Raw genomic sequence first — 12,577 nt, forward strand, 5'->3', positions numbered from 1 at the left:
AAGCTTAAGAGCTAACAATTGTTTATCGCTAAAATCCCCTAGCATAGCATTGGGCCAACAAATACTAGTGGTATCTTCAATACTGTTGGTGCTATTCCCCTCATTTACTGGCGTTTATTACATTAGATCCTTCAGTAGGATCAATTAATATTAATCATAAAAAGTGCTTGAATAAACACCAAAAACGATATACTGTACATACATACAGTATATCGAGGTTTTAAAAATGAATTCAATAAATCACATTAATACCAACACCTTAGCGTTAAAAACTACAACTATGGCTATCAAAAAACACAAATGGTGTGATGTTAGAAGTATTGCTAATGCCATAGAACTATCTCAGCAGTATACTGAAATCTTCAAAAATCATGATTTAGATAACAAATGGATCCTGATGATAAACCCTGAAGAGAAGCCGCTTCAGCAATTGTCTGATCAAGGAAAAATAGACCCTAAAAGAATCTTAAAAGTTAATCTTCATCAACGTAATATCTCACTAAATACCATTAAAGATGCTTTAGAAAAAGGTCACTGTTCGGCTGTTATTTTGTGTAATGCCACCTTAGATAAATCACAATTAAGCCAACTCACTCAATTCGCAGAAAAAGGACAAACTCAATGCATTATTTTAACCAAGCAAACTCAAAAACGTTTAAACCAGCAACGACTAAAAAATTACGTCACTCTTTCGGATTCTTCTTTATTGTTACATTAATTGAGTTTGAAGCGATTTTGCCGTTATTAAAACAGAAAATAAAATTTTGCTCTGCTAAAATAGATCAACTACTTTTCTAAAATAATGTCGACTTTATGCAATGCCCATGTGGTTCAAATATTAGTTTTCAGCAATGCTGCTGCTTATTAATAAATCAAGAGACCTGTGCACAATCACCAGAGCAATTGATGCGTTCTCGCTATAGCGCCTATGCAACAGAGGCAGCTGATTATATTTATCAGACTTATGCTCAAGCTAGCAGAGCTTTACAATCAATCGCTGATATATCAGCATGGGCCAAAGAAACCAAATGGTTAAAACTAACCATTAATGCTGCCAGTGATTATACCGAGCTTAATGATCAAAATGCTGTAAACGCTGACAATAAAGAGCAACACTTACCGACGGTTTGCTTTTCGGCTTATTACCAACATCAAGGTGAGTATTTTCTGATGAAGGAAACATCACGCTTTGTTGTTGAAAAGGGGCAATGGCGATATTTAGATGGTGAAGTCAGTAACAATGAAGCGCTGATAGCACCAAAAAGAAACCAAGCTTGCTTTTGCGATAGTAATAAAAAATTTAAACAATGCTGTGGCCGGTAAATTCGACAATTAACAATCAAGTTCTTCCCAAAAGAAACCAGCGATGCTTTTGTCATAGCAATAAAAATTTAGACAATGCTGTAGCAAGTAAACTCAACAATTAACAATCAAGTTTAAACATTGCTCAGGCCAGTAAACTGAAAAAGTTAATCACAAATAACGTCAACACAAACGCACGATTTTATTGGCATGCTAATGCAATAACCTTATGCTATAGCATCAAGTAACGGCGCTTTAACGATAGTGTTATGCACGGCGTTAAGCCAACCTTTAGTATCGAATGATAATCTTGAACTGTCGGTGTCTTGCGGCGTATTATTCTTTGTATGATTAAATTTTTTCTGGCAGTACAGCGAGGTATTATTTAATACTTCTTGTCTGATATGCTTTTTATCATCTCGAAAAGCAAGCGGTTTAGGCAACAAAGCATTTGATAAACGTAATTCTGCTAGGTTATTCTGCTGAATAAGTTCTGCTTGATCAAATATTGCTGTGCTGTGATTTTCATTCAGAGATAAAGGTGCTTTATCAGGAAGGTCAAACTCTTTACGTAAGCTTGCATCATTAGTCGTTTTAGTGTCAACGACAGTTTTTGGCAAAGAAAATTGACTATGGCTAGGTACGTCATCACTTAGCATTGCCAATAAGAGTGAAAAGTCAGCTCGTCGAGCGCTGTGCACACTTACATTAAGTTGTTCACCTAATTGTAATTCGTGTACCAGAATTTGACTGTCAACTGACTCTGTAAGCAATGTACTTCAACTTTATTATTTTCTCTAAAGCTTATATCGGCAATCCTTTAATTTAGTTGAGTTTAATTTCTATTTATTTACACATTTACCTGTCTATTAAAAAGTTGATGTTAATAAGTACCTAATTCACTTCACTAGCAATTAATAATAACCTTCTCTGATAACTTCTGGTAGCATGTGGAAAAAATCAATATCGAGTCTTTTATGAAAATCATTAGCTTTAACATTAACGGCCTTCGTGCGCGTTTACACCAACTTCAAGCCATCATTGATAAGCACCAGCCTGATATTATTGGCTTACAAGAAATCAAAGTTCATAATGATGCTTTTCCCGTTGAAGCTGTTGAAGCTATGGGTTATCACGTTTATTTTCATGGTCAAAAAGCACATTATGGTGTGGCTATGTTATGTAAAAAAGCAGCCAATATTGTTAAAATGGGCTTTGCTAGCGATACTGAAGAGTCTCAAAAACGTATGGTGATGATTGAGACCACCAATGAACAAGGTGAAAAAGTAACGGTATTAAACGGTTATTTCCCGCAAGGCGATAACATCGCTCATGAAACAAAATATCCCTATAAGCGTCAATTTTATAAAGACTTGATGACCTATTTAAATGATAACCATACCCCAGATGAGCACGTAGTCATTATCGGCGATATTAATATTTCACCTGCTGATTTAGATATTGGTATTGGTGAGCCTAACCAAAAGCGTTGGTTAAAGACTGGTAAGTGTAGTTTTCAACCAGAAGAAAGAGAATGGCTTGCAACTTTAATGGCTTGGGGATTTAAAGATACGTTTAGAGAATTGCATCCAACAAAAGCGGAACGTTATTCTTGGTTTGACTATCGTTCTAAAGGTTTTGTTGATAATCGTGGTTTACGCATCGATGTGGTTTTGGCAACGCACAAGATGGCGGCAACGTGTATCGAAGCCGATATTGATTACGAACTACGTGCTATTGAAAAACCTTCAGATCACGCGCCGATTTGGTCTACTTTTAAGTAGCTGTTGAGTAAATACTATGTTCCTTGCTCAATACGTTTGCCCCATTTGTAAAAAATCATTAGTGTTAGCTAACCAAAGCTATCGTTGTCAGAACAACCATAGCTTTGATGAAGCAAAAGAAGGTTATGTAAACTTATTGCCCGTTCAACATAAACATTCAAAAGACCCTGGTGATAACAAAGCCATGGTTAACGCACGTCGTCAATTTCTAGATAAAGGCTTTTATCAACCGCTCGCTGATGAATTACAATCTCTATATCAACAATATGGTGATTTAACAAAGCCGGTATTTGATGCTGGCTGTGGTGAAGGTTTTTATACTCAACAGTATGTAAGGCCTACCAACCGTGTTTATGGTATTGACATTGCAAAAAATGCGGTTAAAAATGCCGCTAAAAAATATAAAGATTGTCAATTTAGTGTTGCCACCTTGTCGCTGTTACCTTTTAGTGAAAACTACTTTTCTTGGATCAACTCTATTTACGCACCAATTCTTGAAGAAGAATTCACTCGGGTACTAGCTAATAATGGCTATTTAGTCACAGTAACGCCGGCAAAAAATCATTTAATTGAACTAAAAGCATTAATATACCGAACAGCGCAACAACATGATATGACTAAAAGTCCTATTGAAAATTTAACATTGATTGCACAAAAAGAAGTGAACTATGAGATGAAATTTACTGAAGGTGAAGATATTATTAACTTATTAGCAATGACCCCTTTTGCTTTTAAAACGACTGAAACCTTACTTAACGATTTAAAAACAAGAAATAATTTCACTTGCCAAGCTGATTTTTTGATACGTCTTTATAAAAACACGGTCAATTAACGTTTAACTCAATTGTTAAGCGGTTAGAATTTAGAATTTTGTGACTGATGACTGATGTTAAGTAGTTTTGCTAAATCAATAAAACGTGGCTTGTGCAGTGATAATTTTATCGAACCACCCGCTTCGTTGACTCTAGCAACACTTTCTTTGTACCAAGAGGCGAGTGCCAGCGGCAAAAATTTATCGGCTTTAACGCCAAGCATTAACAATGCCTGTAGCGGAATACTTAAAATAAATAAGCTATAAACTAACGCTTGTGGTAATAACGTCATCGATCCTAGGTAAAGTTGCATAATAAAAGAAAACAACGCAATACCCGGTAAATAGCGAAAAGCCAAACGGCAAATTTGAACAGCTTGGTACTCGGCAAAATAATTACCTAACTCTGCTCGCTGCGGCCAAAGTCGCATATACTCTCGACCTAGCTTAATTAGTTCTACTAAACTCATATTCATAAACGACACACTATAACAACGGTTATTTAAAAGATAGCACAAAGTTGTAACTAGTTTTAATCAAGTCTCCCTAAAGTTAACTTCCTTAGTTCATATCAATATTTTAACACTATATTTGGTCTATAATCATTCCAATTAACGTATTGTAATAAAACAATTAACCACCTAATAAATGAGCATTAAATAAAACCATGAAAAAAAATCTAATTTTAGTGTTAAATTGCGGTAGTTCATCCTTAAAATTTTCTTTAATTAAACCAGAAAACGGCGAAACATTACTATCAGGGCTCGCTGAGCGCTTATTGTCCGAACAAGCAAGCATCAAGATTAACGTTAAGGGACAAAAAAAGCACACGGCTATACCTCATCCATTTGATCATCGAACAGCGATAATGGCTTTAGTTGACAGCTTAATTTCACAACAATTAAATTTACAAATATGTGCCATAGGCCACCGCGTTGTCCATGGTGGTGAACACTATTGTATGCCAACGTTAATTACTGATGAAGTAAAAAACACCATCAGTAACTTGTCTCAGCTTGCCCCATTACACAACCCAGCAAATTTGATGGGTATTAACGCCGCGGAAACGGTTTTTACTGATGTGCCGCAAGTTGCCGTTTTTGACACAGCTTTTCACCAAACGATGCCAGAAAAAGCTTACATTTATGGTATCCCCTACGCTCTCTATCAAGAGCATGGTATTCGACGCTATGGTTTTCATGGTACAAGCCATTATTTTGTTGCACAACAAGCGGCTAAAACACTCGATAAATCCATTAATGAAGGTAATTTTATCAGTGCTCACTTAGGCAATGGTTGCAGTGTTACTGCGATTAAAAATGGTAAGAGTGTCGATACTAGCTTAGGTTTAACACCGCTCGAAGGAGTGATGATGGGCACACGCAGCGGCGATGTTGATGCGGGTATTATTTTTCACCTAATCAATCAACTCGGCTATACCACAGCGCAAGTGAGCCATTTGTTACATAAAGAAAGCGGCCTATTAGGGGTTTCGGGGTTAAGCAACGATTGTCGTGAAATAGAAGAAGCTTGGTTAAAGGATAAAAATCCACGAGCAAAGTTAGCATTAGATATATTTTGCTACCGTGTTGCAAAGTCCGTTGCTTCTTTTACTGCCAGCTTAACATCAATCGATGCCTTAATATTTACCGGCGGTATTGGCGAAAATTCGACGCTAATTAGAGCCAATATTATTGATCAATTGAGCCTACTTAATTTCTTTGTTGCTACTGATAAGAATAATGCCTGCTGCTTTGGCAAGGCAGGTAATATCGGTACAGAAAACTCTCGTCCTATTTTAGTCATTCCAACAAATGAAGAGTGGGTTATTGCAGAGCAAACCTCACAACTTTTATTTAATAACAGCTCAACTAAGGAATAAAGTCATGTCACATAGAATCATGTTGATCCCAGTAGGTTTTGGCGTTGGACTTAGCAGTGTTGTGCAAGGCTTACTTCATGCGTGTCAGCAAAAAGGTATAAATGTCGGCCATTTTAAACCAATAAGTCAACCCGCTCGTCGTTTATTAGCTCACAAAAATAATACGGTTCAAAGTAAGCTCAATACTCCAAATTTAGGGACTTCGGTATCATTAGCTTATGTTGAACAACAAATGGGCGATGGCAAGCATGATATTGTTTTAGAACAGATTGTTGGAGATTTTAATCAATTTGAAAAACAACATGATGTGGTGATTATTGAAGGACTGATACCAACGACACGCCAACCTTACGCGGGCAGAATCAACCGAGATGTTGCTCAAGCCCTGTCAGCAGATATTGTCTTGGTGGCAGCGCCCGATAACGATAGCGCTGAAGAGTTTGAGGACCGTTTAGAAGTTAGTGCGGAAACTTTTGGCGGAATAAAAAACAAACGCCTTATTGGTTGTATTATTAATAAGATTAATAGTCCCGACAAAGATGAGTATGGATTACTGCCTCGTGAAAGTGATTTTAATAGTGAGTTCGATCTTGCTACGCTAATTAATTTATCGATATTTAAAAATCGTCATTTTGACTTGTTAGGTACTGTCTTATGGGAAATGGACTTAATCGCGCCACGGGTCATGGATATTTGCAATTATCTCAATGCTGAAGTGTTAAATGCAGGTGATATGTCGCATCGCCGTATCCGCAGTATTAGTTTTTGTGCACGCAGCGTTGGTAATTTAATGAGCCATTTACAACCAAGTCGATTAATTGTTACTCCTGGAGACAGAACCGACATTATTATCGCCACCTGTTTATCGGCTTTAAATGGTACAAAAGTGGGCGCATTATTATTGACTAACGGCTATAAACCCAACGAACAAGTGATGACACTTTGTCAACAAGCTTTAGACGCTGGCCTACCGGTGCTTTCTGTGCCTTGGGATACTTGGCAAACGTCTCGTCATTTAATGAACTACAACCCAGAAACCCCTGCAGATGATATTCAACGTCATGAAAAAGTAAGAGAATATATCGCTGATAACTTGTCTGCGAATTGGTTACAGCAACTGTCTGAAAATGTAGCACAAAGTAGCCAAATGTCTCCACCAGCATTTAGGCATAAGCTCACAGAACTTGCTCGTAGTGCAAATAAACTTATTGTTTTGCCAGAAGGCACAGATATCAGAACCATTAAGGCTGCTGCAATATGTGTTGAACGTGGCATTGCTCGTTGTCAGTTACTGGGCGATAAAGAAAGTATTTTATTGATTGCAGAGCAACAAGGTATTCAATTACCAGAAGGACTATTAATTACCGACCCCAACTTAATTCGAGACCACTACATTGCTCCTTTAGTTGAGTTGAGAAAACATAAAGGATTAACCGAAGTGGTCGCAAAACAAGAACTACAGGACAACGTGGTCTTAGCAACAATGATGTTGCAACTCGGTGAAGTGGACGGTTTAGTCTCTGGAGCTATTAATACCACTGCAAATACGATTCGCCCTGCCCTGCAATTAATTAAAACGGCTGAAGGAAGTTCATTAGTTTCATCTGTTTTCTTTATGTTATTACCTGAGCAAGTTCTAGTATATGGTGATTGTGCAATAAACCCTGAGCCAACTGCGGAACAACTCTCTGAGATAGCGATACAATCTGCCGACTCAGCAATAAAGTTTGGCATTGACCCTAAGGTAGCCATGATAAGTTACAGCACTGGCAGTTCGGGGGTTGGTGCCGATGTAGAAAAAGTAGCAAAAGCAACCAAACTCGCGCAAGCAAAACGACCTGATTTGATCATCGATGGACCGCTGCAATATGATGCCGCCATTATGGAAAATGTTGCCAAGAAAAAAGCGCCTAACAGCCCTGTTGCGGGTAAAGCCAATGTCTTCATTTTTCCTGATTTAAATACCGGTAATACCACCTACAAAGCGGTACAACGTTCTGCACACTTAGTCAGTATTGGGCCAATGTTACAAGGCATGCGAAAACCGGTTAACGACCTTTCCCGTGGTGCTTTAGTCGATGATATCGTCTATACAATTGCCTTAACAGCCATTCAAGCAAAAGTATAGTTTACTCAGCTAAAAGGTTAGTTTATTAACCTTTTAGCTTATATTTTTATTGGCTTGAGACTGCTTTTATATACAGTTGACTATTTTAATAACTATTTATAATTCAATCAATTTTTAGCCACTAGACAAAAAACAACCAGCTAAAATTAACCTTTAAAAACATAAAGATAACCATTAAAGCAATAGTTACCCACAATGATACCCACAGCTTTTGTGGATATCATTAATAACTATTGATGAGGATTTAACAGGTTAACCAGCAAGAATACATTAACTTTTCCACGTTTGATGCTGTTTTTATAAATAACAAGTTATTATTGCCATAAAATACAATAAAATCTAAATAAACATCATATTATTTATCTATTATCAAGCGATGGGGAGTCGCGAGACAAGATCAAGTAAACTTGCTTTATCTTATTAATATCTGCTGTTCATTGCTAAAGCAAGGCATTGACGATACTTAATCTGTTTAAGATAACTATCCTTGCTTTAACAATTAGCCAGTAAACGCTATAGTGACCTTTTTCCTAATGGTCACGTTCAATGAGCACTCTTACCCTCAAATTACTTGAAGAAACGTTTGCTATTCATAGTTTAGCCAGCGATATCGAAATACCAAAAGCTGTGTTTGATGCGCCAATTTTTTTTATTGCAAAAACCTATGAAGAAACATCCATTGTATTACCTCAAAGTATCAACATTGTGAGTGATGAGGTTGAAAAAGACTGGCAAGCACTTGAAGTTGTCGGCCCATTGGATTTTACGCTAACGGGTATTTTATCGAAAATATCAACAATTTTAGCCAAAGAAAAAATCAGTATTTTTGCTATATCTACTTTTGATACTGATTATATTTTAGTAAAATCAAATAATGTATCTCTTGCAACCACTGCATTGATATCTAACGATTACCAAATAATTTAGTTTAAGGGATGTTCATGACCACTATTTACGGCATAAATAATTGCGACACGGTTAAAAAAGCAACGAAATGGCTTGATAAGCAAGATATTGAGTACACTTTTTTTGATTTTAAGAAACAACCATTAACGCCTGAGTTACTCAATGAATTTGTCAGCAACAGCTCTTGGGAAGTTTTACTCAATAAACGTAGTACCACTTTTAGAAACCTACCCGAAGCGATTAAGAGCAATTTAACTGATGATGTTATTTTCCAAGCAGTTTTGGCTCAACCGACCTTACTCAAAAGACCTTTAATCGCTCACAACAACGCCTTTGAAGTGGGTTTTAAAGAGCCTGTATATCAAGCACTATTTTTATCATGAGTAAATTAAAGGCAGAACATGACGTTATCATGTTAGCGAAAGATTTAATTGCCCGCCCGTCAGTAACCCCTGAAGATTTTGGTTGTCAAAAAATGATGTCAGAGCGTCTAGGCGTTTTGGGATTTAACAATGAAACTATGGTTTTCGAAGATACGACCAATCTATGGTCGAGACGCGGCACAACTGAGCCAGTATTTTGCTTTGCCGGTCACACTGATGTTGTTCCCGCAGGTAACTTAGCGCTTTGGCATACTCCCCCTTTTGAGCCAACCATTATTGATGGCATGTTGTACGGGCGCGGTGCTGCAGATATGAAAGGCAGTTTAGCCGCAATGCTCATTGCTACAGCACGCTTTGTAAATGATCATCCCGACCATAAGGGCTCAATAGCTTACCTTATTACCAGTGATGAAGAAGGGCCTTTTATCAATGGCACCACCCGTGTTATCGATACCCTTGAAGCTCGTCATGAGAAAATCAACTATTGTATTGTTGGTGAGCCAACCAGCTCAGATAGGGTCGGTGATATCGTTAAAAATGGTCGCCGGGGTTCTATCTCTGGTGAGCTAATCATTCACGGTAAACAAGGCCATGTTGCCTACCCTGATCATGTAAAAAACCCTATCCATCTAGCTATGCCTGCTTTAGCCGAACTTAGTCAAATGCACTGGGATAACGGTAATGCTTATTTTCCTAAAACGAGTTTTCAGTTATCAAACATCGAATCGGGTACTGGCGCAACTAATGTTGTACCTGGTCATTTAACCGCATGGTTTAATTTACGTTTTAGTACCGAATTAAATTTTCAAAATATTATCGATAAAATTGATGCGGTCCTTATTAAACATCAATTAACCTATGAAATTAAATGGACATTTAATGGTAAGCCGTTTATTACTGAACCTGGCGCTTTGCTTGACTCTGCGGTAAAAGCTATAAAGACAGTCACCAATATTGATGCTGAATTATCAACATCTGGTGGCACTTCAGATGGCCGTTTTATTGCCCCTACGGGTGCACAAGTGATTGAACTTGGGCCGTGCAATGCCACTATTCATCAAGTCAACGAGAGTGTCAGCTGTAATGATTTAATTTTACTTACTGATATTTATTATCATACACTGGTTAATGCACTCACTGACCCAACAACCACAGCTTAACTTTAATGACTGAAATATTAACTAACAGACACTTAACTGGCCACGACAATAGCCATATTACTTGGTTAGATGACCAGACAGGAATTCATCACCAAGCGTTAACTGCATGGCAAGATATGTCTGATGAAGCAAAGTTAGCAGGCTTTGATCTGAAAATCGCCAGTGGATATAGAAACTTCACTCGACAATTAACTATTTGGAACCGAAAGTTTTCAGGTCAGCTAGCGATTAAAGATAAGCAAGGGGCAACCCTAGATATTAATAAAATAACGGAACAAGAAATTATTCAGGCTATTTTATACTTTTCGGCACTTCCTGGGGCAAGCCGTCATCATTGGGGATGCGATATCGATATCTATGCTAAAAATTTATTAGCTGACGATGAAAAGCTACAGTTAGAACCATGGGAGTTTGCTGTTGGGGGGCCTTTTTATCCATTAAACAAATGGCTCACTCAACATGCTAGTCGCTTTGGCTTTTACTTTCCTTACGATAAATTTCGCGGTGGAGTCGCTATAGAGCCTTGGCATTTATCTTATTGGCCAATAGCGCAACATGGAGAAAGGTTATTAACTGAGAACCTGCTTAATTCGGTTCTTTTAAGCTCAGATATCTTGGGGAAAGAAGAGATTCTTCAGAACCTATCAACTATTTATCAGCAATATATTCAAAATGTTGGGAGTATTCACTATGGATAATTGGTTAGTCATCGTTATTATTATTGCAGCTTTCGCCTTAATAATTGGTAATTTTAGTGTTGTTCAACAAAATGCTAATACACCTTTACGAAAGCAAGGCTTAAATGATTTAGAAGAAACACTGCCGCGCAGTCATAACAAAGCCCATAAAATGCCAACTATCGTCTCAGCTGAACCGATAGAGTCAAAAGAAAAAAAGCGAAATAGCCATTTAAATCGATGAAATAGCCAAGCAGTCTATTTTAAAAAAGATTAAGTTTTGATAAAGACTGACTTGAACAACTACCTTTATAATTTCAAATACCATTAAGATACACTGTAGATAATTGACTTGTAAAAAAAACGCCGCTAAAAAATTTAGCGGCGTTTTATTTTAAATAAGCACGATTAAAGCAAGTTAAAAAGCATCTCTAAAAGATAAGCCTCTTTCCATTACTGGAAAAATACGTTCTAGTACTTCAACGGGTAAAGGATTACCATCAGCATCATAGATAGTTACCGAGGTTTTACCTTGTTCGTCGTTAAGTACAAATTGGTACTTAGCTTGGTCAAGATCAATAACAGGAACGTCATCTCCCCATATAACTGACCATAAGCTATTTTCAGGCTTGGCAAAATCAACAAAGTATATTTTCTTACTTTCATTAAGATCTGTTATCTCAAAGCCATAATCTGTAAAAAACAATGGCATATTTGACCAAAGCATTTCAATATCAATTTCAGCAATATATGCTGGCTCTGCTTGAGCGTTTTCACCAATAGTGACAAATTTTTGATTAGCTCGCATTAAACGGTTTTCACGTTGCTGCAATCGATATTTAAAATCAACCTGAGCAACAACCTCATTAAGCATCGCCATTTCTGCGCGTTGTTTGTCAATGATGTCCATTGTTTTACTTGCGCCGTTCTTGTCGGTACGCATGTAATCAATTAATTTAACACTTAAAGCGACACTTCGACCATGAGGTTTACTTTCAAACTGATAGTTAAAGCGCATGCTCTCACTGCTATCTACCGTTTTAAATAACCAATAACCAGAAACGTCTTCTTCATGGTACCAAGCCGACTCAAATACATTATCATCAGTACCGATAGCCGTTAGCTCTACACCATCACTCGCGAGTTGCTCACGCAGTGCTTCAGTGATGAAGTCTTTCAAATCGGTATCTTCTAATATTTGGTCAAACCAAATTTTAGCGTTCATTGTACCTGGAACAACACGTGAAGATGAAGCGACAGGAAGAACCAATGAAGGCGCTCTAACATCAACATCTTGGCCAATTGGCCCTTTATTATTGATGTCGTCTGAGATAAAAAACTTTGCATTAACTTCAGGCTTATTCAAACCTGTAGGAACACCTATTTGTTTAGCTTCTTTAACTTTGGCGTATTCAAAATCGCCCATAGCGCTTTTGTTATTAACACTGCCACAACCTGTTACTGCAAGACTTAACAAGGAAAAATAAAATATACGACGATTCATTAACACTCCTGAGGATACAATCTGAATCTTTAAAAGTTGG

Annotated in this window: 14 protein-coding genes; 11 read left to right on the forward strand and 3 right to left on the reverse strand. The window is 37.4% G+C overall.

The annotated features are described in order from the left end of the window. Nucleotides 1–226 precede the first annotated feature (226 nt). Nucleotides 227–718 (forward strand): hypothetical protein, encoded by a 492-nt coding sequence (locus H4J57_RS07900; RefSeq protein ID WP_182222255.1) that lies wholly within the window; start codon nucleotides 227–229, stop codon nucleotides 716–718. A gap of 95 nt (nucleotides 719–813) precedes the next feature. Next, nucleotides 814–1,323 (forward strand): YchJ family protein, encoded by a 510-nt coding sequence (locus H4J57_RS07905; protein ID WP_182222254.1) that lies wholly within the window; start codon nucleotides 814–816, stop codon nucleotides 1,321–1,323. 206 nt (nucleotides 1,324–1,529) lie between these two features. On the opposite strand, the gene H4J57_RS07910 is transcribed toward H4J57_RS07905, so the two are convergent. Then, complete coding sequence (locus H4J57_RS07910; RefSeq protein WP_182222253.1) at nucleotides 1,530–2,075, reverse strand: VC2046/SO_2500 family protein; 546 nt, start codon at nucleotides 2,073–2,075, stop codon at nucleotides 1,530–1,532. Nucleotides 2,076–2,279: 204 nt separating this feature from the next. Between H4J57_RS07910 and xthA the strand changes: the two genes are divergently transcribed. Together xthA and rlmA are read left to right on the forward strand one after the other, a co-directional pair. Next, entirely contained in the window at nucleotides 2,280–3,086 is an 807-nt protein-coding gene (gene xthA, locus H4J57_RS07915) for an exodeoxyribonuclease III (RefSeq protein ID WP_182215767.1), read from the forward strand. 16 nt (nucleotides 3,087–3,102) lie between these two features. Beyond that, nucleotides 3,103–3,918: a 23S rRNA (guanine(745)-N(1))-methyltransferase gene (rlmA, locus tag H4J57_RS07920; RefSeq protein WP_182242457.1), complete on the forward strand. Its 816-nt coding sequence runs from the start codon at nucleotides 3,103–3,105 to the stop codon at nucleotides 3,916–3,918. 23 nt (nucleotides 3,919–3,941) lie between these two features. On the opposite strand, the gene yfbV is transcribed toward rlmA, so the two are convergent. Next, nucleotides 3,942–4,373: a terminus macrodomain insulation protein YfbV gene (yfbV, locus tag H4J57_RS07925; protein ID WP_070373873.1), complete on the reverse strand. Its 432-nt coding sequence runs from the start codon at nucleotides 4,371–4,373 to the stop codon at nucleotides 3,942–3,944. 191 nt (nucleotides 4,374–4,564) lie between these two features. Here yfbV and H4J57_RS07930 point away from each other — a divergent pair, with 191 nt between their 5' ends. From H4J57_RS07930 to H4J57_RS07960, 7 genes are all read left to right on the forward strand, one after another. Next, nucleotides 4,565–5,779 (forward strand): acetate kinase, encoded by a 1,215-nt coding sequence (locus tag H4J57_RS07930; protein WP_182242458.1) that lies wholly within the window; start codon nucleotides 4,565–4,567, stop codon nucleotides 5,777–5,779. 4 nt (nucleotides 5,780–5,783) lie between these two features. Continuing rightward, the gene (gene pta, locus H4J57_RS07935; protein WP_182215762.1) at nucleotides 5,784–7,907 is read left to right on the forward strand and encodes a phosphate acetyltransferase; all 2,124 of its coding nucleotides are present in this window, start codon (nucleotides 5,784–5,786) and stop codon (nucleotides 7,905–7,907) included. A gap of 546 nt (nucleotides 7,908–8,453) precedes the next feature. After that, nucleotides 8,454–8,834, forward strand: a complete 381-nt coding sequence (locus H4J57_RS07940; RefSeq protein ID WP_182215761.1) for an ACT domain-containing protein — start codon at nucleotides 8,454–8,456, stop codon at nucleotides 8,832–8,834. Nucleotides 8,835–8,848: 14 nt separating this feature from the next. Continuing rightward, a complete protein-coding gene (locus tag H4J57_RS07945; RefSeq protein ID WP_182215759.1) occupies nucleotides 8,849–9,196 on the forward strand; it encodes an arsenate reductase in 348 nt (115 codons plus the stop codon). Continuing rightward, the gene (dapE, locus tag H4J57_RS07950) at nucleotides 9,193–10,356 is read left to right on the forward strand and encodes a succinyl-diaminopimelate desuccinylase (RefSeq protein WP_182215757.1); all 1,164 of its coding nucleotides are present in this window, start codon (nucleotides 9,193–9,195) and stop codon (nucleotides 10,354–10,356) included. The genes H4J57_RS07945 and dapE overlap by 4 nt, the downstream gene beginning before the upstream one ends. A gap of 5 nt (nucleotides 10,357–10,361) precedes the next feature. After that, on the forward strand, nucleotides 10,362–11,054 hold the full coding sequence (locus H4J57_RS07955; RefSeq protein WP_182242459.1) for a M15 family metallopeptidase: 693 nt from the start codon (nucleotides 10,362–10,364) through the stop codon (nucleotides 11,052–11,054). Next, entirely contained in the window at nucleotides 11,047–11,277 is a 231-nt protein-coding gene (locus tag H4J57_RS07960; RefSeq protein WP_182215754.1) for a hypothetical protein, read from the forward strand. The genes H4J57_RS07955 and H4J57_RS07960 overlap by 8 nt, the downstream gene beginning before the upstream one ends. Before the next feature lie 174 nt (nucleotides 11,278–11,451). Here the strand turns inward: H4J57_RS07960 and bamC are convergent, their stop codons facing one another. Continuing rightward, entirely contained in the window at nucleotides 11,452–12,537 is a 1,086-nt protein-coding gene (bamC, locus tag H4J57_RS07965; RefSeq protein WP_182242460.1) for an outer membrane protein assembly factor BamC, read from the reverse strand. Between the last annotated feature and the right edge of the window lie 40 nt (nucleotides 12,538–12,577).

It is taken from the genome of Colwellia sp. BRX8-7 (assembly GCF_014077275.1).
Classification (GTDB): domain Bacteria; phylum Pseudomonadota; class Gammaproteobacteria; order Enterobacterales; family Alteromonadaceae; genus Colwellia_A.